The organism is Rubripirellula lacrimiformis (genome assembly GCF_007741535.1).
GTDB lineage: Bacteria > Planctomycetota > Planctomycetia > Pirellulales > Pirellulaceae > Rubripirellula > Rubripirellula lacrimiformis.
On sequence record NZ_CP036525.1, the window covers coordinates 6,218,322 to 6,244,095 of the forward strand.

Genomic DNA, 25,774 nt, shown 5'->3' on the forward strand with positions numbered 1-25,774 from the left:
TTTCCAAAGATCGAAACTTCGCTCATGAAACGTTGACCGAACGCATGCTGCGGCGTTCACTTACACCGGACACCGCGCGGTCTCGTTTTTCCGCATCGTGGTTCCAAGTTGGATTCCTCTGTTCCGGAAAATCGTGGATGTCGAAACGACGCCTCTCGATCGCACTACTGGCTATCACTGTCGCTGGCAGCGCTGCGCCGATTAGCGCCAATGCCTGTTGCCTGACAGACTGGTTGTTCGGGCGTGCGCCGTCGCCCTACGTTGCCGGGTACGCTCCCTACTACAGCGGCTATGCGCCCTACACCGCAGGTTACGCACCGGTGGGATCGCCCCAGGTGCTGACAACGCCGATCGGCAGCAATCCGTATTCAGCCAACTACGCGACTCCGTACACCGCTCAGCCGCTACTGACCCCGATGGCATCCAACGGTGCGTTTCAGGTTCAGCGGCCGGCGTATTTGAACAACCCATCGGTCTACACCGGCATGCCGACTGCCGCGACGGCACAGGCTGCGTACAGCGCGCCGATTGCCTATGGATCGTCCGCAACGGCGGGATCGACGATGGGCGCAAACGCGATCATCAGCAACTATCGCGGCGGCGCGGCTGCACAGGCCGGCTACCTAGGCGGATCGAACGCCTATCCGACACAGCCCTATGCATCCGGCATGCCGATCAACAGTTCGTATTCGTCGAACTATTCGTCCTATGCACCCGCGACCGGTTACGTATCACCGGCATCGCCGGGGCTGCCGATCACGGGCGTACTGCCGCAAGGGGCACCGCCATCGGCATTGCCCACCACTGCGGTCCAGCCGCTATTCCCGAACTCCCCTCAACCGGCCGCCGGCGGCGGTCTGTCGCGATTCTTTGGATCGTTGTTCGGAACGGGTTACAGCAGCAGCTACTACCGTGCACCGGTGACTTACTATCGTCCGGTGACGACCGTCGATCCTATGTTGGGGACGACCGTCACGGTCCAGCGACCTTGCACATCGACGGTCCAACAACTGCAACGGACTCCCTACAGCAGCCTAATGAACGCGCAGCCGGCACCCGTGTACGGATCGCCTGCGGATAGTTGCCAAACCAATCCAGCCTACGGCGCTGGCCAACCCTACGCGCCGCAAACCAATTACGCGCCGCAAACCAACTATGCACCGGTTCAGCCGTATGGCAGCGTCGGTCAGGCCGGAGCGGTCGGCGCAATCGGGGCATCGCCGAATCAATTCACCGTGCCCATTCCGTCAACCGCGCCGCCTAGCGGTATCGTTGGCGGCAGCAACGCCTACGGTGGTCCATCGGGCACACCTTCGCCATTGACCGGGTCACCGACTGCGCCGCGAGCTCAGTCGGGCAGCGGCGACATGGCACCGCTGGACCAGCCAAGACTGGAAACGTACCGCCGGACCGAATCGGGCCAACCATCAGCCTACGACCAGTACAGCCAACCAGCCGATTCGCAGCCTGGCGTTTCCGGTCCGCCATCCTATGGCGCACCACCGCAAACACCACCATCGGAATCGGCCCCTACCGAGGAACCGCCCAAGTCGTACTGGCAACTGCAGGATGCTGACAATTCGACAGCGATGATCCGCGACCCAAACCAGAGCCAAAGCCAGCGTCAGGCATCGGTTCCCGCACGCGATCCCATCAGCCTTCGTCCGCCTGCGTTCACCGCAGCCGAACCGATCCGTGCACCGGAGAGCGAGCCGTCGCCGTTCCAGGATCGAGATTTGCGAGAAACGGGTTTTGCCCCGCCGCCAGCAACCTCGTCGTCTTTCGATGCACCTCCACTGCCACCGGCTCGATCGTACACACCATCGGACGCCAACAGCGCCGCGGTGCGTCCAGCAGGTTCGGGATCCCAGGTTCGCGAGGTCGCCTTGGTTCGGCAAAAGAGCCCAGCCGAGCCGCAGACGCAGTATCGTCCGCAACCGCAGTACCGCGCGGCACCTGCCGCCTCGACTCCGCGACCGAAACCGCAGCCCGAGCGAGATTCGCGTTGGTTTACGGTCCAGCCGTAAACGGCCCCCGAGCGATGCTTGGCTGACGCGGGCGGGACTGCCGTTTTTCCCGGGGCGTGGTACACTCGACGCCTTTGAAAATCGGATTCAGGCTAGAGGTTTGCACGTGGACAATGCGGCGATCGCGGACGTTTTTGACGAAATGGCTCAGCTGTTGGAGTTTCGTGGCGAAAACCCGTTTCGGATCCGCGCCTACACCAACGGATCCAAAGCGATCCGAGAATTGGACGAATCGGTTGCCGCGATCCTGGCTGACCCCGAGCGCGACCTGTCCAAAGTTCCTGGTATCGGCAAGACGCTTGCCGAAAAGTCAAAGGTGCTGGTCGAAACCGGTTCTTTGCCGCAGCTAGAAACGCTTCGTAAAGAGATCCCCGAGGTTGTCATCCAGATGGCTCGGATTCCCGGATTGGGAGCCAAGAAGGCAGTCAAGTTGCAACAGGAACTGGCCCTGGAATCCCTGGGCGATCTCCGCAAAGCCTGTCACGAGGACAAAATTTCGTCCTTGAAGGGTTTTGGTGCCAAGACGCAGGCCGCCATCTTGGATGGATTGTCGATCGCCGAAGCGGCAGCCGCTCGGATCTACTGGTGCGATGCCGACGAATTGGCGGCTTCGATCGGGCGGCACATGGAATCATGCAAAGTGATCTCCAAGATGCAGTGGGCCGGAAGCTATCGCCGTGGACGCGAAACGGTGGGCGACTTGGATCTGCTCGTTGTGGCCGACGACCATGCGGCAGTGATGGATCATCTTGAAGCCTATCATTCGCATTCGCAAACCATCGTCCGCGGCGACACCAAGATCTCGATCCGAGTCGGCAAATCGTTTCAGGTCGACATGCGAGTCGTCGAGGCGGATCAGTTCGGGGCGGCGTTACAGTATTTCACTGGCTCTCAGGCTCACAACATTCACACGCGTCGACTGGCCAAAGAACAGGGTCTGAAGATCAACGAGTACGGCGTCTTTCAATTGGATGACGAGTCGCGTGTCGCCGGCAGCACCGAACAGGACGTCTACGCAGCAATCGGGTTGCCATGGATTGCACCGGAGCTAAGGGAAGACCGACGCGAGTTCGAAGCAGCGGCCAGCGGAACGCTGCCGGAACTGATCGAAACCGAGGATGTGATCGGCGACCTGCACATGCATACCAATGCCACCGATGGCACCGCCACGATTCGCGAGATGGCCGACGCAGCGATCGCACGGGGACTGCAGTACATCGCGATCACGGATCACAGCAAACGCGTGTCGATGGCGATGGGACTGGACGAAAAACGTTTGCGCGAACAATGGAAGGCGATCGACGAAATCCGTAGCGAGTACGACGGGCGGCTGACAATCTTGAAGGGCATCGAGTGTGACATCCTGGAACGAGGCGGCATGGATCTGGCCGACGATTGTTTGGCAGAAGCCGACTGGGTGCTAGCCAGTATCCACTATGGCCAGAAACAACCGCGTGACCAGATCACCGAGCGGATTCTCGGCGCGATCGAAAACCCGCACGTCTCCTGCATCGCGCACCCGACGGGACGACTGATCAATCGCCGTCCTCCCTACGACGTGGACATGGACGCCGTGATGACGGCCGCCAAAAAGCATGGCACGTTCATGGAACTGAACGCAAACCCGGCGAGATTGGACCTGAACGATCTGCACCTAGCCGCCGCCAAACGGATGGGCATCCCGATCGTCATCAGCACCGACGCGCATTCGATCGACGGGCTGGGTGTGATGCAGTACGGGATCAAACAGGCTAGGCGGGGCGGGCTGACCAAGGCCGACGTCGCCAACACACGACCTTGGTCTGAATGGACAAAGTAGTTTCAACACTGAAATTTGATTGCAGCACGACGATGACATCCAAGAATAAGAAACAAAAGACGTTGGCTGAAAAGGCCGACAAGTTCGATTGCTACCAGCGTTCCGTTCAGCACCCCGAGCACGAAGTCGAATTTTTCGAACAAGCGTACCGGGATGCGAATAAGTCAAAACCGCTGTCGTTGCGGGAAGATTTTTGTGGAACGTTTGCGATCTGCTGCGAATGGGCCAAATCCAGTTCGCGGCGGACCGCTGTCGGCGTGGATCTATGCCGCGAAACACTGGACTGGGGCACCAAACACAACCTCTGCAAACTGTCCAGCAGCCAACAGAAGCGGGTTCGAATTCTTCGCCAAGATGTGCGGAAGAGCGATCGTCCGAAGGTGGACGTTTTGGCGGCACAGAATTTTTCATTCTGGCTGTTCAAGACACGCAAGGAAGTCATCGACTACTTCAAGGTCGCTCGCGGAAACCTGAAGGACGACGGCATCATGGTCATGGACATGATGGGCGGTGGCGACTGCTATACCGAAGAGAACGTCGACAAGCGGAAGATCCGCAAAGGCAAAAAGGGATTCTCGTATCACTGGGAACAAGCCAGTTTCAATCCGGTCAACGCCGATGCGTCTTTCTACATTCACTTCAAATTTGCCGACGGCAGCAAGCTGAAGAAAGCGTTCGAATACCATTGGCGTTTCTGGACGATTCCCGAAGTCCGCGAGATGCTGGCCGAAGCAGGATTCAGCAAGTCACACGTCTACTGGGAAAACGACGACGAAGACAGCAAACACTATGGGAAATGGCAGCGAGGCGACGTCGCCCCCAGCCATCCCAGTTGGATCTGCTATATCGTCGCCCAGCGTTAGCGGCGGCAGCCGTTCGAGGACGTTTCCAAGTCCAGCGATTTACTGCTTTGCCTTTTTGCGAGGCTTGGCATAGGCGGTGCCGTGTTGATTTAGGATCGCAGTGAGCCGCGATACCAATTCAGGTTGTTCGGCGGCCAGGTTCTTGGATTCGACCGGGTCATTCTGGTAGTCGTACAGTTCGTACTCGGCCGTATCGTCGGCGGCGTCGGCGTTTTTCCATTGGACCAATCGGTATCGGTCGGTACGGATCGCCCGGCCGAGCGTTCGTTTGGGATACGCGTGGTACGCATGATCGCGAACGCGTGCCTGTGGTTGTTTCAGCACCGGCACCAGCGACACACCGTCGATCGGTTGTGGTCCCGTGGGCGCGGGCAAACCGGCCAGTTCAGCCAGGGTCGGAAATAGGTCCACGCTTTCGGCCAACTGCCCGGTCGATGTTCCCGACTGAGTCACCCCCGGCGCGACGACCAAGATTGGGATTCGCGTTGCTTGTTCGTAATTGGTGTGCTTGGTCCAGATGCCAAGATCGCCAAGGTGGAAACCGTGGTCGCCCCACAGGACGACGATGGTGTTGTCATCGAGTTCAAGACGATCCAGTTCGCCGATCACTTTGCCAATTTGGGCATCCACATAAGATGTGCTGGCGTAATAGCCGTGGATTAACTTTCGAGCCAGCGAATCGTCGATATCGGCGTTTTCGGGGACGGGTTTGTAAGCGGTGATTTCCCCACCGTGTTTGCCAGCGACCCGAGGTGCATCGGTCGGCGCGACCGTTCGCTTTGGCATCGGCAGCGATTGTGGATCATGCATGTCCCAGTATTTCTTCGGCACACTGAACGGCATGTGCGGCCGGGCAAATCCGGCGACGATCAAGAACGGGGTGCCATCGTCGATTCGACGTTGCTTGGCATCCGCCAAACGCTGCATCGTTTCTTGGGCGACACGTCCGTCGGCATAGTCGGCATCCTCAGCCACCGGCGATTCAAATGCGGCCCCACGGGGCAATGCGCGGATGTTGCCCAGTTCCTGGTTGGTGAACAACGCTTCCTCGCGCGTCAGTTTGCCACCATCGGTGCTAGCCGGATCCAAGTATTCGACGACCTTGTCCTTGAAATGTGGGACACCAAAGGATTCGGGATCTCCTAAGTTGCCGTGGCCGACGTGAAAGACTTTGCCAAGCGATTCGGTGCGATAGCCCGCGGCGGCAAAGTACTGTGGCAATGTGACGGCGTCCGGAACAAGATCGCGAAGGTTGCTTCCCAAACCGTACAACCCGGTCGACGTCGAATGCGATCCCAGCAACAACGTGAATCGCGACGGAGCGCACACCGCTTGGTTACAGTATGCCGCGTCGAACCGCATACCGCGCGCGGCCAGCCCATCCATGTTGGGGGTCTTGGCGTGCGTGTCGCCATAGCAGCCCATCGCAGGCTTCAAGTCGTCAACCAAAATCATCAGAACATTGGGGGAATCGGCAGCCACGGCCAAGTCAGTCCAAATCCCGGCAAGCGGTGACAACACAACCGCCATGGCGCACAGTCGAATCCATGTCAGATAAGGTGATCGGATTGGTTTCATGACAGGTGGGCTTTCGGTGTGCGAAGGGCTTGGATGGGGCGGCAGGTTGCAGACTTGATGATAAGCGACCGTCAGCCAGCAACAATGAGACGCTGACCGGTGACAATGAGATTGGTTGCCAAGTCCACGAACAAGAGCCTGGCCAGCGAAGTTGCTGGACGTACCGATCGCTAGCGGCGAAGATGTTTCGTTCCCCGTCCTCGCATGACGCCCGTCAATCCATGCCGCCAAGATGCATCCCGCCAACTCCCCCCGATCCGAGGTTCTGAATGTTTGTCCGATCGCCCTTGTCGATTCCGTTGATGTTGTTGGCACTGGCCACCACTTCGGCCGCGTTTGGCGTTGAAATCCGCCAACCCAATGTGATCGTGATTTTGACCGACGATCAGGGATGGGGCGATTTAAGCTTAAACGGGAATCCGAACCTATCGACGCCAAATATCGATTCGTTGGCTCGGGACGGTGCCGAGGTGAAGAACTTCTATGTGTGTTCGGTCTGTTCACCGACGCGAGCCGAGTTCTTGACCGGACGTTATCACAGCCGGTCGGGCGTCTACAGCACGTCCACCGGCGGCGAACGCTTCAACGCCGACGAGCAAACGATTGCCGATGTGTTCAAGTCTGCCGGTTACACGACGGCGGCGTACGGAAAGTGGCATTCCGGGATGCAGTATCCGTACCACCCCAATGCTCGTGGTTTCGATGACTACTACGGATTTTGCAGTGGGCACTGGGGCGACTATTTTTCGCCAATGTTGGAACACAATGGCAAGATGGTCAGCGGAAATGGGTTTCTGGTGGACGATCTGACCGACCGCGCGATCGGCTTTATCGACGAACATCGCTCGAATCCATTTTTCGTTTACCTGCCCTACAACACACCCCACTCGCCGATGCAGGTTCCCGATGCGGATTGGGACCGGTTCAAGGACAAGTCATTGGTTGCCGATCCGGTCCAGGCGAATGCCGATCGCCAGGACGACAACCACACTCGCGCCGCTTTAGCGATGTGCGAAAACATCGACCACAACGTCGGCCGTTTGTTGTCGCATTTGGATTCCACGGGTTTGGCCCAGGACACGATCGTCGTTTACTTCAGCGACAACGGTCCCAATGGGTATCGTTTCAACGGGGGGATGCGAGGTCGCAAGGGATCGACGAACGAGGGCGGATTGCGATCGCCGCTGGTGATCCGCTATCCGCGGAGGATCGATCCTGGCACCAAAGTCGATTTGATTTCTTCGGCAACCGATCTGTTACCAACCCTGGCTCAGTTAGCGTCGGTGCGTTACGAACCGACGAAACCTTTGGATGGCATTTCGATGGCGGCAGCGCTGCAGGGGAATCCGATCAAGCAGATGGGGCGAACGATTTTCAGCACCTGGAATGGTCGCGCCAGCCTGCGGTCAGACCAGTTCCGCTATCACGAATCGGGACAGCTGTTCGACATCACCAGCGACCGTGGGGAATCGCAAGACATCAGCAAAACTCACCCCAAGATCGCTGCGTCGATGGATCGAACGCTGCGTCGATATTTGACCGAATTGAAACCTCGAAAATCGCAGCAAAAAGAGACGCGGCCGATCACGTTGGGGCATCCCGACGCAAATTACAACCAGATGCCAGCCCGGGATGCCGAACCACGGGGCGGGATCCAGCGCAGCAATCGGTACCCCAACTGTACGTTCATGAAAAATTGGATCGACACCGATGGCGAAATCGTTTGGGACGTCGACGTCTTGGGATCGGGACTCCATGAAGTCAGCATGTTTTACGCATGTGCCGACGGGAATGAAGGTTCCGACATCGAACTTTCGCTAGGCGACCAACGGATCCGGGCCACCATTGCCCAGCCGCACGACGTACCGCTGCGGGGAATGGAAAACGATCGCGACCCCAGAACCGAGGGCTACATCAAAGATTGGAAAGAAATCACGCTGGGAACGATGCAACTGACCCCTGGTCGAGGGGAACTGAAACTTCGGGCGACCCGTGTTCCGGGCACCGAGGTCGCCGAAATGCGGCTGTTGATGTTTCGGCGTCTGGAATAGTCCGGCGCGAAGCTTTGCCGGTTTTGCGGGATAGCACCGTCGTCGGTCTGCAACGATTGGCACAGTGGTGCCGAATTGACTGGGCTTGTCGATCCAGTTGTGACGATGGTGCATGGGGTGTGGCTGTCGCCTGCTGCACTTTTGTTTTCCGCGTCTAGTAGGTTGCCCGTGGCTGTTTCGCTGAAGATTTTTCGTGAGGAAGCTGGTACCGCAACAAGCCTAAGAGTGGGCAGCCGGCTGGATAAATATCGGATTCTGCGACGACTCGGCGAAGGTGGCTTTGCAACCGTGTACTCGGCCCAGGATTTGGTCGAAGATCGAAAAGTTGCGCTCAAGATTCCCGACAGCCGCTATGTGACCAACACACAATCGTTGGACGACATGCAGCGAGAGGTTCGCATCATGGCGCGGATGGAACATCCATCGGTGCTGCCGCTGAAGGATGCTCGGTTCATCAACGGTCATTTCGTGATCGTGTTTCCGCTGGGCGAAGAAACGCTGGCCGATCGGTTGACGCGGCGATTGTCACGAGCCGCTGCGATGGACTACGCGGTCCAGATGATCAGCGCGGTGGCGTACGCGCACGAACAATCGGTGCTGCACCGCGACATCAAACCAGACAACTTCATTCTGTTCCCCGACCAGGTCATTCGGTTGACCGATTTCGGTCTGGCGCGGATCGAAAAAGGCGACCACGAAATTTCGGGGTCGGGGACGCTGGGGTACTGCGCCCCGGAACAAGCGATGGGCAAACCGACCTACCGCAGTGACGTCTTTTCGCTGGGCTTGGTGATCTATCGATTGTTTTCCGGCGACGTGCCCGAGTACCCATTCGACAAGTTGCCCAGTTTCAACAAGCTGCGGCGTGGATTGTCGAAAGACTTTGTGGACCTGATTCGCAAGGCAATCGAGCCCACCCCGAGCAAGCGTTTTCGTGACGCCGTTGCGATGCACAACGCGATGACCAAGATTCGTTATCCGTTGACCGACCGATCTGTGTCGCTGCGTGGCGCGGCCGTGACCGACGCCTATACCCGCCGCATCGCCTAGTTTCGCACGTCGATTTTGCCGGCCGATCGAATCACCGGAGCGATGCCCACGCCACCCATGGCATTGTTGATGACCGACAAATGGGGCACCGCGTCGATGTCCGCTTGAATCTGTTTCACGCGGGGACCATGCCCGATGTGGTACTGAGGCATCGCCTCGTTCCAGCGGACAACGCGCGACATGACCGGTTCGCCAGTGAGCCCGATCAGTTCGGCCAGTTCTTGGCGGACCATTTGGATCAGCGTTTCGTCGTCGTTGCGAAGCAGTTCGGGCTGCAGTGCGCCCCCCACGAAGCAGCGGATCAGGACGTGACCTTCGGGGGCTCGGCCGGCAAACTTGTGGCTGGCAAAGCTGCCCGCCAAAATGCGGCGGTTCTCGGTCGCAGGGACGACGAAACCAAACGTATTGATGTCGCGTTGGATGTCTGATTTGCGCAGCCCCAGCACGACGATCGCCGTGGACGTGGATTCGATTTTCGAAAGCCCGTCGGCTGCCTGCGGTGCGATGTCAGCCAAAATCTTTGCGGCCGGACGTGGGTTGGTGGCGACCACGACGTGATCGAAGGCCATCGTTTCGCCTGCGGCCGTGGTCACGTCCCAGTGGTCTTGTTGTCGCGAAAGATTGGCGACGGGGCAGTTGATCCGGATGGATTCTGGCGGGAGCGAGTTGGCTAGAGATTCGATCAACTGGATCATGCCGCCCGGGAAGGATCGGAACTGGCCATAGCGGGCGCCTGTGCTGCCCCGTTCGACGTTGTCTTCGCCCGATCGGCGGCGGGCAGCGGTGGCGCGGGCCAGCGAGCCGAATTTGCGTTCCATTTCGGCAATCGGCGCCATCGTCGCCCGCATGCTTAGTTTGGTGATGTCCGCGGTGTAGATGCCGGCCGACAAAGGGGCGACAATGCGATCCAGGACTTCGTCGCCCATCCGTCGCCGCACGAACTGTTCGACGGATTCGTCGTATTCGTCGTCTTCGATTTCCGGCGGCGCGACAACAAATCGTTCGATCAGGTAACGCAGTTTTCCCTTTGGCGATAGCAGACCGGTGGTCAACATCGGCCACAGTTTGGTTCCTCGCATCAGCACAAAGCCGTCGGGGATCGACACCAAGCGGCCGCCACGGACGATTCGCGCACCGCGACCGAGCGTCAACGGTTCGATCAATTTGTCCGCCACCCCTAACCGCTCGCACAGGCGCAGCGCATCGGGCGGCTTGGTGGCAAACATGTCCGCGCCGTGATCGACCAAAAATCCGTCGATCATTTCGGTATGGATGACACCGCCGGTTCGCGGCGATGCTTCGAAAACCGTCAGTTCGATGGAATCAGCAGCATCCAGATGCAGTTGGGCGGCGGTCGCCAATCCAGACAATCCGCCACCGATGATTCCGACTCGTCGTTTTTGCATATCGTATTATTGAGACTGCATGCCTCGTTCCATTTCGGCTTCGTAGTCGTCCATCCCGCTGTATCCGTCCATGCCATCGTAGCCGTCCATGCCATCGTAACCACCCATCGGATCGTAGCCTCCCTGCGCCCCCCGGCCCAGGCTAAATCGTTGGCCCAGGAATCCGAGGACCGCGACAGCAGCGGTTTCCATCTGCTCGGGCGCCGAGAAGATGGATTCCATCGCCCCGTGATACTGGTCCGGCGTTTCCGCGGACGCCATGGGTCCGGCAAATGCCGCGATCGAAGTCAGCGGATCCAGTTTGGTCAACAGCGACCCGCTGGGACTTTCTTCGACGGTTTGTTTCATCGATTCGACGGATTTGGCCCACCCGTCGGCCATTGATTTGGGGACCCAGAAACCTTCCACCTGTTGGTAGATGACGCGTTTCTTTTTGCCGTCTTGGTCGATGGTGACCGTGGCCACACCGTCCTTTTCGCGGTCCAAGGTTACCGAACGCCCCCCCGCACCGCCGGCTCGGTCAAACAGAGCTTTGACGTACGGGGCGGTGGCGGTGTCGAAACTGGTCAGCCATTGACCGAAGGGTTGAGTGCGAAGTTTTTCGAGGCTGGTGATTTCCGGATCCAATCCGATTCGCAGTGCACCACAGAGTGTCAAAATCTCGCTTTCGACCATTTCGATCTGGTCGTCCGGCAACGAGAGGACCCGCGGGCTGGACAAAAACCATCGCTGGCGAGTGACCACGACGTCGCCCAATTGTTGCAGCCCACCGATTTTGGCCTGCCAACTGGACTCGTCCATTTTCGCAGCCGCAATCTTCACGATCGCATCGATGTCGGATCGATAGCTGGGTGGCAACGCATCGTACATCGCTTTGACATGTCCGCTGCGAACCGATTGATCGATCTGGTTCAGGAACTCGGCCACACTGGCGCCAGCGGCCGGTGGTTGATAGGCCGGTGCGGGTGCGGGCGTTGGGATCGGGGTCGGCGCGGGAGCGGCCGCTTCGACGGCTTGACCCTGCAATTCTTTGACTCGCTGTGCGCGGGCCGTGGCGAGTTCTCGCTGCAGTTGTTGTGCTTGGATGCGGCTTTCGCTGCGCAGTGCGTTGACGTTCACGCTGACCCGTTTGCCGTTTTGCAACTGCAAGACGACGTTGTCGCCCCACATGCCTACCATCCGTGCTTCGATCGTGCGGGTTCCACGTAAATCCGTCCACGACTCGGCATGCGAAACTTGGCCGAACATCAGCACAGCCAGCGTGGCCGATGCAACAACGAATGCAGCGGGCACGACGGATCGAGAAAGCGGAAAATTAGGTCGCATTGGATTTTGGGGGTCGGGTGGATTGGGGGAGGCAAAGGGGATGGTCCTGACCGGCCAGTGGCAGCCATCGCCGTAAAAACCGTTTGGCGGCACCATGGGTTCCCTTGGAAAGCATTATATTGGGAATTCGTCGGCAGTGCGGCCCCTAAATGTCTTCCGAAGTGGAGTGATCGTTGTGAAATCAGATTCACCGGGGACCGCGGCCTTGAAAACGGGTTGCCGGCAGCGAACAACCCCATCGCAGACCCCTGGAACTCGGCCAGTCCCCACCGAGGAGGGAACGAAATTGAGCGACGCGATCGATTCACCGGACATAGATGCCGAGGCAGCCGAGCAGCTGCGGACGCGGCACTACAATGCCACCGTCATCGAGCGGATTGACGTCCACAGCGATCTGGCCCGGTTCCGAATCCGTCCGGACGAGCCATTTCAGCCGTTCCAGGCTGGTCAGTATGTGGCGATCGGAATGGGCAACTGGGAACCCCGTTTGCCCGGGACTCAGACCGAAATTGTCCCTGCGGAAAAAATGCGAAAATTGGGACGACGGGCGTATTCCATTTCTTGCCCGATGTTGGATCCCGATGGCCAACTGGCCCCGGTCGATTCGGTCGACTATCTGGAATTCTATGTGACGCTGGTCCGCCGGGCGGATTCCGAAGACAAGAAGCCGCCCGTGCTGACGCCGCGAATGTTCATGCTGCAGCCAGGCGGACGGATCGAAGTTCAGCGAAAGATCGTGGGGCATTACGTGCTGGGCGACATTGACCCAGACGACACCGTGCTGATGCTGGGGACCGGAACCGGCGAAGCGCCACACAATGCGATGGCCGCGCACCTGTTGTCCAACGGTCACCGCGGGAAAATCGTCAACGTGACGACCGTTCGCAATCGATCGGACCTCGGATACGCTCGCGAGCACGCCGTTTTGCAGCAGCAGTATTCCCAATACCGCTACCTCGCCTTCACCACTCGCGAGCCTGAAAACCTGGACCCGTCGCATCCGGCGTACGTTGGCAAGCAGTATTTGCAGCCGCTATACACGTCGGGGCGGTTGGCCGAACTTGCTGGCGATCTGCTGACGCCCGACAAGACGCATGTTTTCCTGTGTGGCAACCCGGCGATGATTGGATATGTGCCGCCTGGCGCGGATCCGCCGACAACACCGGGGATGCTGCAAATCCTGACCGCCGCTGGCTTTTCGGATGATCATGACTGCGTCGGCGCAGGAACGATTCGTTTCGAAAAGTACTGGTAGGCGGCTGCGAAGTTCCTTCCGCTGGTTTGTTCCGCTGGTTAGAACATCACGCGTCCTTTGCGTTTCCCTGTTTGCCACTTCCAAAACGCACGAAAATCGACTTCTTTTCATCTCGAACGACTTCAAGATAAGACCCAATCATGGACCTTTCAAAAACGATCGCTTTGATTCTCGGTGGTGGTCGCGGAACTCGCCTGTTTCCGTTGACCAAGATCCGCGCCAAACCGGCTGTGCCTTTGGCCGCGAAGTACCGTTTGATCGACATTCCGATCAGCAATTGCATCAACAGCGGTCTGAATCGCGCCTACGTCTTGACCCAGTTTTTGTCGGAAAGTCTGCACCGCCACCTGCGACAAACCTACACCTTCGATCACTTCAGCGGCGGATTCGTGGAACTGTTGGCCGCCCAGCAAACCGTCGATGAAGGCACCGATTGGTACCAAGGCACCGCCGACGCGGTCCGCAAGAACCTGGTCCACCTAGAAGAAGACTGGATCGAACATGTTTTGATCCTGTCGGGTGACCAACTGTATCGAATGGACTTCCGCGAAATGATGAAGACGCACATCGAATCCGGTGCTGCGGCCACGATCGCGGGGATCCCTGTGTCGCGTAAAGACGCGTCATCGCTGGGCATTATGCAGGTTGACGATAGCGGCCGTGTGCAGGGATTTGTCGAAAAACCAAAGACCGAAGAAGAACTGGCCAAGGTTCGCATGGATCCGGCCTGGATCGATGAACGCGGCATCCCCAGCCACGGACGCGATTGTTTAGCCAGCATGGGCCTGTACATCTTCAACAAGGATGTCATGGTCGACCTGCTGCGAAGCACCGACCACGAAGACTTTGGCAAAGAAGTGTTCCCGGCGGCCATCAAGTCGCACAAAGTCCAAGTCCACCTGTTCGACGGATATTGGGAAGACATCGGAACGATTCGCGCGTTCTACGAAGCCAACCTTTCGCTGGCGGGCAAGAACCCACCATTCGATATCCGTAATCGTGACGCGCCGATTTTCAGCCGCCCACGTTTCTTGCCACCCACGATCATGGGCGACACCAAGATCCATGGCAGCTTGATCGCCGACGGTTGCCGGATCGGTGACAACGTGACGATCGAAAACAGCGTCATCGGGCTGCGGTCGGTGATCGGTGACAACGTGACCGTCAAAGACACCGTGATGATGGGAGCCGACCATATCGAAAACGTGGACACGCCCAACAGCGGTATCCCGCTTGGGATCGGTGACGGTTCGACCGTGATCGGTACGATCCTGGACAAGAACTGTCGCGTCGGAAAGAACGTCACGATCGTCAACGAAGCGAAGATTGTCGATCAGGGCGAAGATGAACCGCTGCAAGTTCGCGACGGAATCCCAATCGTGATCAAGAACGCAACGATCGAAGACGGATTCAAGATGTAGTCCGTTCACGGCCAGGCGATCGCCGAGCGAAGCGACGCGGATCCGGCATCACACACCCAGGCACCACCAACCCATGCCGGAACGGCGCTGCGCTTGTTGCGGCCTACGTTGTGGGCCGGATCGACGTCGGATCAGTCCGGTGTATCCAGGTACGGGTCCTGGCCGATTTCTCGCTGCATTTTCTTTCGTTCTTTTTCATGGTGCATCAGCACCATTCGATCGCGAAAGTGTTTCCGTTCGACCTTACGTTGGGCTCGTCGGAATAGCTTGGCCAGCCGGTCCACGGCGCCAGCCGTGATGGCCCCCTGATCTTTCAAGCGGTCTGATTTTTTGATCCCCAAGCCGGTCTTCAGGATGTCATCGTCCAGCGACAGGTATTGGCGATAGGACCCGTTATCGCCTTGACGACCACAACGTCCGATCAACTGGCGGTCGATTCGGGCGGCGTCGTGCAATTCGGTACAGATCACGTGCATGCCGCCTAGGCTTTCCACGCCGTCGGACAATTTGATGTCCGTTCCTCGCCCGGCCATGTTGGTCGCCACGGTGACTCGCCCCATGCCGCCAGCGTCCGACACGATTTCGGCTTCCTCGGCCACGTTGTTCGCGTTCAGCACTTTGTGTGTGATGCCGATCTCCGTCAGCATTCGCGACAACAGTTCACTTTTGTCGATGGACCGGGTACCGATCAGGATCGGGCGTCCGCTGGCGTGGATATCTTCGATTTCTTTGACGATGGCTTCGAACTTACGTTCCATCGTTCCGAACACACGATCGGGCAGCCGTTTCCGCTGTGGAGGTTTGTTCGTTGGCACTCGCAGCACCGGGGTTCGATAGATCCGGTGCAATTCTCGGGCGCTGGTCGCTGCCGTCCCCGTCATGCCGGCCAGGTGGGGATAACGCAGAAACAGGTCCTGAACCGTGATCCGTGCGGCTTGTCCGGTGGGCACGCTGATATCGATATTTTCTTTCGATTCAATCGCTTGGTGGATCCCATCCCGCCATTTCCGGCCCTCGGCCAATCGTCCGGTAAATTCATCGACGATCACGATTTCGTCGACACCCTTGTCGCCCGGTCGGACCACGTATTGTCGGTCCAGCAGGAATTCGCGGTGCACCTTGATGGCCCGTTCGGCGTATTCGTACAGATCGACAAGGCCCATTGTTCGCACCAGATCCGACTTGGGCAAAGCCCGAACCCGTTGGCGACCGCGTGAGGTCAGTTCGTATTGTTTGGTGTCCGGGTGAATCGTGAAGTGTTCTTCTTGTTCGTATCCCTCGGCGTTGTCGGATGCCCAGCGATAGGTTTCAACGATCTGGTCGCGGACGGTGTCTTCGATACTGCCGATGATCAGCGGCGTTCGTGCTTCGTCGATCAGGATACTGTCGGCCTCGTCCACCAAGCAGAAATGCATTCCTCGCATGACGATTTCGTCACCGCTGCCACCAAATCCGCCGCCCCCGTCCCCCAACATTTCGGTTTGCAATCGGTTTTGGGCACGCAGCAGTAGCCGGTCGCGAAGGAAGTCAAATCCGAATTCTTTGGCCGTCCCGTAGGTGATCGCACAGGCATAAGATTTTCGACGCGCGGGCTGGTCATCCGGCGTTTGAATAATGCCCACGTCGACGCCCAGCATCGCGAACAACGGACGCATCCAATCCGCATCCCGTTTAGCCAAGTAATCGTTGACAGTCGCCAGGTGGGCTCCCTTGCCGGTCAACGAATGCAGGTACAGCGGCAGGGTCGCCGTCAGCGTCTTGCCTTCCCCGGTCTGCATCTCGGCGACATAGCCTTCGAACAACGCGATTCCGCCGATGACCTGAACGTCATAGTGCCGCATCGACAGCGCGCGGCGGCCGGCTTCGCGGACCAACGCGTAGGCCTCGGGAAGAATCAGCGCCAATTTTTCGCCCGCCATCGCGCGATAGCGAATCGCCAGCGAACGTTTGCGAAGATCCGAATCGTCTTCCGCCATCAGCGTCTTTTCGAACGCATTGACCAGTGCCAGTTGGCGTTTCCAGCGAAACAACTGCGGGCGAAAGCCTTGGCGAGAAAATACCGAAAGGGTCCGACCCGTGTCGTTGCCGCGACGCTTGGATGCTTCGGCCTCGGGGTTCAGCGGAGCCGGATCGGGCGGTGGCGCTCCCTCGGGCAATGCCAAGCCGTCGGCATCGGCGGCAGTTTGGGGGACCTGCAGCGGAGGATTTTCCGAGATCGAATCGGTCGTTTCCGAGCCCGCCTGGGGCGCAAGTGGCACCACACCGTCGACGACTTCGCCGGCACTGGCAAGCTGGTCGTCGCTCGGTTGAACGTCAGAAAGGTTCTCGGGGTGCGTTTTTCCGGCCGACATCGATACTACTTCGTGAAAAACGTTGGAAAGATTAGCCGCTCGAGGGGCCCAGAATCTGTCATCTGGGTCCCTATCGGGCGTGAAACATCATTCTACTGCATGATTTTGGGATGCTAGGTAAACCTTGCTGGGCCAGGCCGTCAAATTGGGTAGTTTGGTCGAGCTGTTCCGGCTCTTCCGGCGGATCTGCATGTGCCGGTGAATTCGGTCGATCGTCTTATACCAGTCAATCAGTGTTCCCGGACTGTACGAGACGTTTTATGAAAACGAAAATTCAAAGGCTGGCTCTGACAGCAATGTTGCTTTCAGGTTCTAGCATGGTGATGGCAGATAATGGCACCTCTATCGTAGGAGATCTTCCCGGATATGGCGAAGACGCTTACTTCGATGACGACGCCGTGTATGCCGAAGATTACTCAGCGGTCGAAGAAAATGACGCCGACGCGTACTTCGACAACACTTCTTACAACGATGGGGAAGTCGCCCCAGTCGGTCACGCCGAGCAATCGGTGATGACCCGAGCCCCTCAACGGGCAATGGCCAGCCGGATTGCGTCCCGACAGACGTCGGCCCATCCGGCTCACGCAACCGCTCACACCCCGGTCGCTGCATCGCAAATGCAACCAGCGTCCTACCACGGTGGCGGTAGCTACATCTCCAGCGACTGTGGTTGCGGCGATGGCAGCTGTGGCGGCGGATGTGGTGTCGAAATGATGATGGGCGACTGCGGTTGCGGTTCGACCAGTTGTGGCGGCGGATGCGGCAGCGGATCCTGCGGCACTTCCAAGCGAATGGCCAAGCTGTTCGATCGTTGTGACAGCAACGCATGGGCTTCGTTCGAAACCCTGCTGTGGTTCAGCCAACCACGCGATACCGTTCCTTTGATTTTGGGATCGGATGCCGGCACTCTACCAACCCTAGACGAACCTTCGTCCCGGACCCTGTTTGGTGGAGCTGGCGAAAACGAACTATCGGTCGGCTTGCGAGCAGACGCCGGCTTCTGGCTCGGTGACAACGTTGGTGTCGGCGGTCGGTTCTGGATTCTGGACGAAAGCGGCGACAGTTTCAGCTACGCCGGTACCGGCAACGATCAATCGGTCGGCCGATCGTACTTCAACACAGCGGCCGGATTCGTCGGTGAAGACGCTTTGTTGGTCGCCCAAGACGGCATCTTCCAAGGCAACATCGAAGCGGTCAGCGAGCTTGATATCCTGGGTGCAGAAGCCTACGCTCGACTGCGTTTCGGCAGCGGCAAGAACTGCACGCTTGATTTCATCGGCGGCTACTCGCACTTCGAAATCGACGACAGCCTGTCGATCAACAGCCTGTCGGTCAACTCGGTCATCAACGGTGGCAACCCCGCCGGCACCCGACGAACTTTCAGTGATCGGTTCAACGCCGAAAACGAGTTCAATGGTGGACAACTGGGCTTCGACATGGTCATGCACCGTGGTCGTTGGACCGTCCAATCGTTGACCAAGGTTCACTTGGGCAACATGGACCAACGCGTCTCAGCAGCCGGTGACTACACTCGCCAAATCCCTGCTGGTCCTTTGACCTCAGGTTCGGGCGGCGTCCTGACGGCGGGCAATCAATTCAGCACCGATCGAAGCGTGTTCGCTTTCGCACCGGAAGCCAACTTCAAACTGGCTTATGCTTTCCGCCCCAACGTCAAGCTGACCGTCGGATACAGCTTCCTGTACTTCGACAACGTCGCCTTGGCTAGCGATGCCATCAACCGCAACGTCAGTGGCACCACAGACATCGGCACCGGAGCCGGCAGCAACACGCTGGTCGACTTCGAAGATTCCAGCTTGTGGGTGCACGGCATCGACTTGGGATTTGCGATCGACTTCTAAGCGGCAAGGTTCGTCCGGCGGCTCCGACTCTTCAAAGCAGTCCGGAACACCGCTTCGGAGTCGCAACACGCGAACGTCAACGAAACAAAGCTCGGGGGATTCTTCCTCCGAGCTTTTTTCGTTGGCAGCCCACACCATCGACCCCACAAATCAACCGCTCAACAAGCGATTCGCCCATCCGCCCAGGCCGAAAATCCCGGTAACAATCCCGGTAACAATCCCGGTAGCAATCTCGGTAGCGAGACTCGCCAAGAGTTTCGGCCCTCCCGGCTTGGCCGAAGCAAAGTAGGCCGGATCAAGGAGCGAAGCGACGCAGATCCGGCAATCGCAGCGTCAACCCAACTACCATCCAGACGCTAGCAGCCTGGTGACCGAACCGAACCCACGACACAACGGGGAGCCGCTGGCCGTGAAGGCACGGGGGATTCCCGGCCGCGGACGCGTCGCGGCTCACGAAATCGACAGATTGTTAACGGGCTTAAAGATGGGCGATCCTAGCGTCGCCAGGGGCCCATGATGCGACTCGGAAATCCGAGTCCATCGACACCTGCCAAGGCGTCCGAAAATCCCGGTAGCGAGACTCGCCAAGAGTTTCGGCCCTCCCGGTAGCCTGGCCGACGTATAGCTTGGCCGAAGCTCTTGGCGAGCTTCGCTACGGGCGTCTCTACGGGCTTCTCTACGGGCTTCGTGACGAGCTACCTTACGGGCACGCCTGCTTGCCTGACGCCTTTTAAAAATCGGGCGTTGTCGATTAGCCGACGATCTTCAGGGCGGGCTTGGGATCGGCTGCGTCGGCCTTGTCCCACTGCTTTTCGATCATCGCTTCCAGGTTCTGCAGATCGGTTCTAGCCGACATCGCGGTCTGGTATCGATCACCGGTGATGACCAGAATCGTATCATTGGGGCCCGAGGAGTTCATCGCCCACTGGATCGCTCGTGTACGGTCTGCGACCAACCGCATCGACGCACACTTTTCGACGCCGTCCAAGACTGCGTGCGAAGCGGCCAGGAAGTTTTCGCGTGACGACGGCAATGAAGTCACAATCGCTTTGTCTGCGAATCGTTCGATCAAGTGACCGTATCGAGCCAGGATTTCGGGTTGTTCGCCGCCATCGATTGCTTGGATCACCCACAGTCGTCCAGCACCCTTTCCGGAGCGGAACGTTCGCAGCGATGCAGCCACACGGTCAGGCGTACCGCCCAGATCCAGGACGATCGAAGCGTGGCCATAGCGAGAGAGTCGCTGTCCGCGACCTGGCACGGATCGTAGCGTGCTGACCTTTTCGACCGCTTCGTGAAGCGGTTGATCCAACAGCAATCCGACCAATACCGCGGCGGCATGGTTGGCTGCCATCGCACCGCCACAGAGGCTGGTTTCCATCACTGCGGTGGTGTCGTCATATGTCACCAACAAAGTCGTCATGCCGCAGGACTGGTCAATGATCTTGGCCGTCACATCGGCGGCTTTCCGAACCCCGTAGGTGACCGTTCGCACGTCCTGTTCTTCGATCAACTTCATGGCGCGGGGATCGTCCGCGGGAGCGATCACGACGCCATCGGCGGCCAATCGTTCCAACACGCATTGCAGTCCCGATGGTCCGAAGTCGCCGGCGCCAATTGCGGATCCGGTGACCACGACCATGTCGAATTCGATTTCGTCGTAGTGCCCATATCGGGCAAGTTCGTCGGACAATTCCATCACGGCGGCCTGCGATCCCGCATCCGCAGCATCCCCCAACCACTGGATCAACGACGATCCACTGATCAGCGACTCCGGTGCAGTGGTCTGCACGACTCCGTCGTTGACGCCCAAGTCGGTTTGAAAACCGACTCGCACGCCGCTGGACTTCAGCAGTGTCGACAGCAACAACGATGTGGTGGTCTTGCCTGCCGAACCGATCACGCCGATCGTCAACAGTTTTTGGTCGGGGCGGCCGAGCTGTTCTGCGGCGATCGCGGCCATCGCCAATTCGATGTCACCGACGATGCACTGAGGCACCGGGCAGGGCAGTAGTTGTTCGGTCAGAATGCCGCCTGCACCGCGAGCCATGGCCTGTGCGACCAGACGGGCAGGGTCATCTTTGCCGATGCGGTAGACGACCAAATCGCCACGCTTGGCCTGTTCGACCGAGGCTGCGATTGAATCGGCCAAGATGTCACCAGTGGTGGTGAAGCGGGCCGCCGGAAGAGCCTTGCGAAGCGAAACTGATGAATCAACATCACCACGACTGTATGGAGTCGCTTGGGTCGCTTTGGTAAGGGCTTGATCGATCCCGTGACGCATGATGGCCTCCCTGCACATCGACAAAATTGGTTTCACGACGAGTTCCACCGTCGTCGGTAAGAGCATTCCTTGCCCCACCGCTGTGCGTGATTGTTCCCATCGCCGAACCGTGGTCAATAGGAAAAAATGCACGCCATTGCTAAGAAAGCGGCGAATTGCGAGAAAAATTCGACGAAGATTTTTGCCGAATCAGGCGGACATCGCCTCGCCAGAGGTCGTTACAGCAGTCCCGCGTCGCGCATCATCAATTGCAGGTCATCCCATGCCGCCTTCTTGGCCGCCGGGTTCCGCAGCAGGTATGCCGGGTGATAGGTGACCAACACTTTGCTTTCCATGTATTGATGAATTTTGCCGCGTAATCGGCCCACCGACAGCTTGGTTTTCATCAGTTCCTGAGCACTGATCGCGCCCAGGCAGACGATGTATTCGGGTCGCAAAATGGTCAGCTGTTGTTCGTAATAGGTGCGGCAGTTGGCGATTTCTTCGACGTCCGGGTTGCGATTTCCCGGCGGTCGGCACTTCACCGTGTTCAAGATATAGGCATCTTCCCGCCGGAATTTGCAGGCCTGGATCATTTTGGTCAGCAATTGACCGGCCTTGCCGACGAACGGACGCCCGCTACGATCCTCGTCCGCTCCGGGGCCTTCGCCAAAGAAGACGAACCTTGGCGCCACGCTACCTTCGCCAAAAACGGTCTGCGTTCGGCAATCGGACAGAATTTTGCACTCGGTGCACGCGGCGACGTCAGCAGCCAATTCATCCAAGCGAGATTGGCGATCGGCGATCGGCAACAAAACCCCTGGATAGGGGCCTTCGATGGATGTGAACGCGGGGACCGGGTCCGAACGCCGTGGCCGTGCCGCGGGGCTGGCGGGTGCGGCGGGACTGGCGGGTGCGGCGGGATTCGACGCTGGGGCAGGCGTTTGAGCGTTTTTTCCGGTGACCGGGGATTGCTGGGATGCGGCCTGCGATTGCCCGTCGTGGGGCGTGCCTGCCTGGGGGCTAGCCACTTGCGGGACATCCGCCTGGGACGCCGGTTGGGGGTCTTCGGCAGGCAGGAACCAGGCCGCCATTTCATCCGCGGTTGCCGGGTCGGTTTGCGGCAGGAACGCCACGCCGGCACGCTGCAGGTGGGCGGCCAGCGCCGCAGCCTGGCTGTGGATCTGATGCGGGTCCAAAATCGTGGTGTCCGGCGCCGCGGCATCGGACTGGGCGGTGGTGGGGGCGTTGGTTGGCATGCATGAAGTGTACCCAGCGGTGAAATCTCCGGTTACCAGGCCTGTCTGAAATGGCTCGTTCTGCTTACTCTGGTGAGCTTCTGGCATCCGTTTTTGCCGTCCCTTTGCTCCGCTTGGTCCTGCGTCGTTCCCATGCCTGTCCCACAAGTCGCTATCGTCGGTCGCCCCAATGTCGGCAAAAGCAGCCTGTTCAATTGGTTGGCTCGCCGCCGTCTGGCCATCGTGGACGATCACGCCGGTGTGACTCGCGACCGAATGATGACGCTGATCGAGCACGGGGAACGGTTCTTTGAACTGGTCGACACCGGCGGAATGGGCATCGTCGACGATGACGATCTGACCGCCGACGTGCGTCGCCAAATCGAACTGGCGATCAACGCAGCCGACGTCATCGTGTTGGTAGTCGACGTTCAAACCGGACTGATGCCATTGGACGAAGAAGTCGTCGAACGGCTGCGAGGCATCGAACGACCGGTGATCCTGGTTTGCAACAAGGCCGACCAACCGCACCAAGATGTCCAGGCGGAAGAATTCCACAAGCTGGGCCGCGGTCACATGATCCAGGTCAGCACGACCCAGAACCGGCACCGCGATGACCTGCTGGACCTGATCGTTGACCGATTGCCCGAATCCGACGGTGCGATCCAAGCCGAATCCCAGATGAAGGTGACCATCGTCGGTCGCCGAAACGTGGGCAAAAGCACATTCGTCAACACCTTGGCTGAATCCGACCGGATGATCACCAGCGAAGTGCCCGGCACGACTCGCGACAGTGTCGATGTTCGCTTCGAAATGGACGGTCAAACGTTCATGGCGATTGATACCCCTGGGTTGCGAAAGCGAAAGAGCCAGCGGACGGACCTGGAATACTACGGCATGCACCGGGCGCAGCGCAGCGTTCGCCGAGCCGACGTCGTGCTGATGTTCTTTGACGCTACCGAAACGGTCAGCAAAGTTGACAAGCAATTGCTTGGCTATGTGATGGAAAATCACAAACCATGCATCTTCGTCATCAACAAGTGGGACCAGTTGCACGGCACCGTGCCAACCGACCGCTGGGTGCGATACCTGCGGGGACAGTTCCCGACGTTGGCCTACGCGCCGATCGCGTTCATCACCGGGCAAACCGGCAAGAACGTCAAAGCACTGCTGAATCACGCACAAATGTTGTTCAAACAGTCCTGCGAACGAGCGTCAACCGGTCAGTTGAACCGCGTCATTCGTGCGGCCGTCGACGCCCACATTCCGCCGCTGTACCAGAACCGTCGCCCCAAGATTTATTACGCGACGCAGGTGGCCACCCAGCCGCCGACGATCGTGTTGGTGTGCAACGAACCCAAGGCGATCGGCAACGATTACCAACGCTACCTGATGGGCGTGTTGCGAGATCACCTGAAGTTTGGCGAAGTGCCGATCAAGATGTACCTGCACAAACGGCACCGCAACGACGAAGGCCCTGACGCTTAAAGCAGGTTGGCCGAAAGTCTTGACGACTTTCGCTACGGAGATGGAAATGGTTGGCCGAAAGTCTTGGCGACTTTCGCTACGGAAACGGAAATGGTTGGCCGAAAGTCTTGGCGACTTTCGCTACGGAAATGGTTGGCCGAAAGTCTTGGCGACTTTTGCTACGGAAATTTGGGAATCGAGTTGGGCGTACCTAGATCAGTTCGTGCAGATGCACGAACGTTTTGCCCAGCCGTCCGCCGTAGTTGCCGGCGCTGATTCGGATCAGTCCAGGGATCTCGGCGGCTGCATGGATCGCGTTTCGCGTTGCGTTTTGAAGCGATTCTAGGTCGCGCCCGTTGACGATGATCTCCATGATGCTGTTGACGCCCTCGGGCACCTTGGATCGGTCGCCAAGTTTCGACTTCAACGTGGGACAGAACTCGGCATAGGTTGCCGCGATCAAAAAGTCGTAGCTGCTGCCAGCCTTGGACCCGCTGGCGGCGACACCGCCGGGAAACGTGGTGATCACATCCGGGGTTGCCTCGGCCGCTTGTGAAGCGGCTTCGGCGGCGGCCAACGCCGTGGATTCGTCGGGGCCAAAGAACCATAGGTTTCCGCCCATCACCCCGTCCCGAAATCCGAATCGGCGAGACAGGAAGAATTCGCCGCCCAAGGTGGGGACGACCCAACCGCGAACGCCAAACCGCGTGTCGCGAAACTGGTAGCGGTCGCCGAACAACGCAATCTTGCGACCTAGCTTGAAATAGTCTTCGGTGTCCAGCGTGTTGAACAGAGCAGTCGTCGGACACGTCAGCACGTTCTGGCTGAGCCGGGCTAGCATCACTTTTTCCAGATGGCGCTGGCGATTCTTGACGAATCGAGGGACGTGGAATTGAACAATCGCGCCGATTCGTCCATCCGGGGTCTCGCTGGGATCGACCCACCGGGACACGCCCGCTTCGCAGTCGCACAGAATCGTGCTGGACGCATGCCCGGTGACCGCATGGACACAGTGGCGCAACCATTTTTCATCGCGCGCGGTGATCAGCACTTCGCCATAGATGCTGCGGAAGCCCTCGGCGTAGGTGTCTTCGACCAGTTCGCTTAGTTCCGCCATGACTATGCCTTTCGTCCCTTGCCTTGGTACGCCTGTGTTTCGGTAATCACTTGGTCCATGTAGATGTCGTGATCGTGCATCGGGATCTGGTCGAACATCTGGCATTCGAAAGCCAACGCGATCAGCGGCGTTTCGGGGCGAGCATTTTCCAGCAGCTTGTCGTAGTACCCTTTGCCATGTCCGGTGCGTCCACCCTCGGCATCAAAGGTGACTCCGGGGACCAGAATCAGGTCCAAGTCTTTGACGTCCACACGCTTGGACGCAACCTCGCGAAGGTCGGCCCGCGGTTCCAGGATCTTGTACATCCCGACCTCCAGTTCATCCATCGATTCCAACAGGAACAGTTCTAGTTCGCCATCGACGCAGTACGGGATCACGATCTGTTGGTCGCCTGCGACCGCAGCGGGCAACGCGTGCCGAGTGCGGGCTTCGTCGCGGACATCGACGTACCACATCACACACTTGGCAGCTTGGTATTCGGGCAGCCCCATCACGCGGTCGGTGATCCGCTTGCTGAGACCGTCTTTGTCAGCCTGGTCTTTGCGGGCGGCGTGCGCCGCTTTGCGGATTTCGTTCTTGCGATCAGCGAAGGGATCTGAAGTCATGATGGACAAGCCCTGATGGTTCCAAGAGGAGTGGTTGGCAAGTGGAGAGGCATATTGGTGACGGTGACAGCAGCGGCA

The 25,774-nt window shown here is 58.7% G+C and carries 17 protein-coding genes; 9 read left to right on the plus strand and 8 right to left on the minus strand.

The window, feature by feature from the left end; translation table 11 throughout:
- Positions 1-137 precede the first annotated feature (137 nt).
- The 3 genes from K227x_RS31265 to K227x_RS21775 all read left to right on the plus strand — a co-directional run bounded on the left by K227x_RS31265 (position 138) and on the right by K227x_RS21775 (position 4,709).
- Positions 138-2,027, plus strand: a complete 1,890-nt coding sequence (locus K227x_RS31265; protein ID WP_246146026.1) for a hypothetical protein — start codon at positions 138-140, stop codon at positions 2,025-2,027.
- Positions 2,028-2,133: 106 nt separating this feature from the next.
- A complete protein-coding gene (polX, locus tag K227x_RS21770) occupies positions 2,134-3,846 on the plus strand; it encodes a DNA polymerase/3'-5' exonuclease PolX (protein WP_246146027.1) in 1,713 nt (570 codons plus the stop codon).
- A gap of 32 nt (positions 3,847-3,878) precedes the next feature.
- Entirely contained in the window at positions 3,879-4,709 is an 831-nt protein-coding gene (locus K227x_RS21775; protein WP_145172878.1) for a class I SAM-dependent methyltransferase, read from the plus strand.
- A gap of 39 nt (positions 4,710-4,748) precedes the next feature.
- Here K227x_RS21775 and K227x_RS21780 read toward each other — a convergent pair whose 3' ends face one another.
- Positions 4,749-6,239, minus strand: a complete 1,491-nt coding sequence (locus K227x_RS21780) for a sulfatase (protein WP_145178264.1) — start codon at positions 6,237-6,239, stop codon at positions 4,749-4,751.
- Between the two features lie 317 nt (positions 6,240-6,556).
- Between K227x_RS21780 and K227x_RS21785 the strand changes: the two genes are divergently transcribed.
- Positions 6,557-8,338, plus strand: coding sequence for an arylsulfatase (locus K227x_RS21785; RefSeq protein ID WP_145172880.1), 1,782 nt, complete (start codon positions 6,557-6,559; stop codon positions 8,336-8,338).
- 168 nt (positions 8,339-8,506) lie between these two features.
- Entirely contained in the window at positions 8,507-9,388 is an 882-nt protein-coding gene (locus tag K227x_RS21790; protein WP_246146029.1) for a serine/threonine-protein kinase, read from the plus strand.
- Here the strand turns inward: K227x_RS21790 and hemG are convergent.
- Positions 9,385-10,794, minus strand: a complete 1,410-nt coding sequence (gene hemG, locus K227x_RS21795; RefSeq protein ID WP_145172882.1) for a protoporphyrinogen oxidase — start codon at positions 10,792-10,794, stop codon at positions 9,385-9,387. The genes K227x_RS21790 and hemG overlap by 4 nt on opposite strands.
- Before the next feature lie 6 nt (positions 10,795-10,800).
- The gene (locus K227x_RS21800; RefSeq protein WP_218933437.1) at positions 10,801-12,120 is read right to left on the minus strand and encodes a hypothetical protein; all 1,320 of its coding nucleotides are present in this window, start codon (positions 12,118-12,120) and stop codon (positions 10,801-10,803) included.
- 286 nt (positions 12,121-12,406) lie between these two features.
- On the opposite strand from K227x_RS21800, the gene K227x_RS21805 reads away from it, so the two are divergent.
- On the plus strand, positions 12,407-13,375 hold the full coding sequence (locus tag K227x_RS21805) for a ferredoxin--NADP reductase (RefSeq protein ID WP_246146030.1): 969 nt from the start codon (positions 12,407-12,409) through the stop codon (positions 13,373-13,375).
- A gap of 140 nt (positions 13,376-13,515) precedes the next feature.
- Positions 13,516-14,796, plus strand: coding sequence for a glucose-1-phosphate adenylyltransferase (locus tag K227x_RS21810; protein WP_145172888.1), 1,281 nt, complete (start codon positions 13,516-13,518; stop codon positions 14,794-14,796).
- A 131-nt stretch (positions 14,797-14,927) separates the two neighbouring features.
- Here K227x_RS21810 and K227x_RS21815 read toward each other — a convergent pair whose 3' ends face one another.
- A complete protein-coding gene (locus K227x_RS21815; RefSeq protein ID WP_145172890.1) occupies positions 14,928-17,147 on the minus strand; it encodes a preprotein translocase subunit SecA in 2,220 nt (739 codons plus the stop codon).
- Between the two features lie 260 nt (positions 17,148-17,407).
- On the opposite strand from K227x_RS21815, the gene K227x_RS21820 reads away from it, so the two are divergent.
- Complete coding sequence (locus K227x_RS21820; RefSeq protein WP_218933438.1) at positions 17,408-19,006, plus strand: BBP7 family outer membrane beta-barrel protein; 1,599 nt, start codon at positions 17,408-17,410, stop codon at positions 19,004-19,006.
- Between the two features lie 751 nt (positions 19,007-19,757).
- On the opposite strand, the gene K227x_RS21825 is transcribed toward K227x_RS21820, so the two are convergent.
- Positions 19,758-21,326 carry a Mur ligase family protein gene (locus K227x_RS21825; RefSeq protein ID WP_218933439.1) on the minus strand — a complete coding sequence of 523 codons (1,569 nt, stop codon included), beginning with the start codon at positions 21,324-21,326 and terminating at the stop codon, positions 19,758-19,760.
- 182 nt (positions 21,327-21,508) lie between these two features.
- Positions 21,509-22,528, minus strand: a complete 1,020-nt coding sequence (locus K227x_RS21830; protein ID WP_145172896.1) for a uracil-DNA glycosylase — start codon at positions 22,526-22,528, stop codon at positions 21,509-21,511.
- Between the two features lie 132 nt (positions 22,529-22,660).
- Between K227x_RS21830 and der the strand changes: the two genes are divergently transcribed.
- Positions 22,661-23,995, plus strand: coding sequence for a ribosome biogenesis GTPase Der (gene der, locus K227x_RS21835; protein WP_145172898.1), 1,335 nt, complete (start codon positions 22,661-22,663; stop codon positions 23,993-23,995).
- A 190-nt stretch (positions 23,996-24,185) separates the two neighbouring features.
- On the opposite strand, the gene fhcD is transcribed toward der, so the two are convergent.
- The gene (fhcD, locus tag K227x_RS21840; RefSeq protein WP_145172900.1) at positions 24,186-25,091 is read right to left on the minus strand and encodes a formylmethanofuran--tetrahydromethanopterin N-formyltransferase; all 906 of its coding nucleotides are present in this window, start codon (positions 25,089-25,091) and stop codon (positions 24,186-24,188) included.
- A gap of 2 nt (positions 25,092-25,093) precedes the next feature.
- Positions 25,094-25,696, minus strand: coding sequence for a 5-formyltetrahydrofolate cyclo-ligase (locus tag K227x_RS21845; RefSeq protein ID WP_145172902.1), 603 nt, complete (start codon positions 25,694-25,696; stop codon positions 25,094-25,096).
- Positions 25,697-25,774 lie beyond the last annotated feature (78 nt).

Excerpts from the sequence above, each read along its gene's own strand:
- K227x_RS31265 (WP_246146026.1), top strand. The coding sequence starts at position 138 with ATGTCGAAACGACGCCTCTCGATCGCACTACTGGCTATCACTGTCGCT.
- K227x_RS21775 (WP_145172878.1), top strand. The coding sequence starts at position 3,879 with ATGACATCCAAGAATAAGAAACAAAAGACGTTGGCTGAAAAGGCCGAC.
- K227x_RS21780 (WP_145178264.1), bottom strand. The coding sequence starts at position 6,239 with ATGGCGGTTGTGTTGTCACCGCTTGCCGGGATTTGGACTGACTTGGCC.
- K227x_RS21785 (WP_145172880.1), top strand. The coding sequence starts at position 6,557 with ATGTTTGTCCGATCGCCCTTGTCGATTCCGTTGATGTTGTTGGCACTG.
- hemG (WP_145172882.1), bottom strand. The coding sequence starts at position 10,794 with ATGCAAAAACGACGAGTCGGAATCATCGGTGGCGGATTGTCTGGATTG.
- K227x_RS21800 (WP_218933437.1), bottom strand. The coding sequence starts at position 12,120 with ATGCGACCTAATTTTCCGCTTTCTCGATCCGTCGTGCCCGCTGCATTC.
- K227x_RS21810 (WP_145172888.1), top strand. The coding sequence starts at position 13,516 with ATGGACCTTTCAAAAACGATCGCTTTGATTCTCGGTGGTGGTCGCGGA.
- K227x_RS21815 (WP_145172890.1), bottom strand. The coding sequence starts at position 17,147 with ATGTCGGCCGGAAAAACGCACCCCGAGAACCTTTCTGACGTTCAACCG.
- K227x_RS21820 (WP_218933438.1), top strand. The coding sequence starts at position 17,408 with ATGAAAACGAAAATTCAAAGGCTGGCTCTGACAGCAATGTTGCTTTCA.
- K227x_RS21830 (WP_145172896.1), bottom strand. The coding sequence starts at position 22,528 with ATGCCAACCAACGCCCCCACCACCGCCCAGTCCGATGCCGCGGCGCCG.
- der (WP_145172898.1), top strand. The coding sequence starts at position 22,661 with ATGCCTGTCCCACAAGTCGCTATCGTCGGTCGCCCCAATGTCGGCAAA.
- fhcD (WP_145172900.1), bottom strand. The coding sequence starts at position 25,091 with ATGGCGGAACTAAGCGAACTGGTCGAAGACACCTACGCCGAGGGCTTC.
- K227x_RS21845 (WP_145172902.1), bottom strand. The coding sequence starts at position 25,696 with ATGACTTCAGATCCCTTCGCTGATCGCAAGAACGAAATCCGCAAAGCG.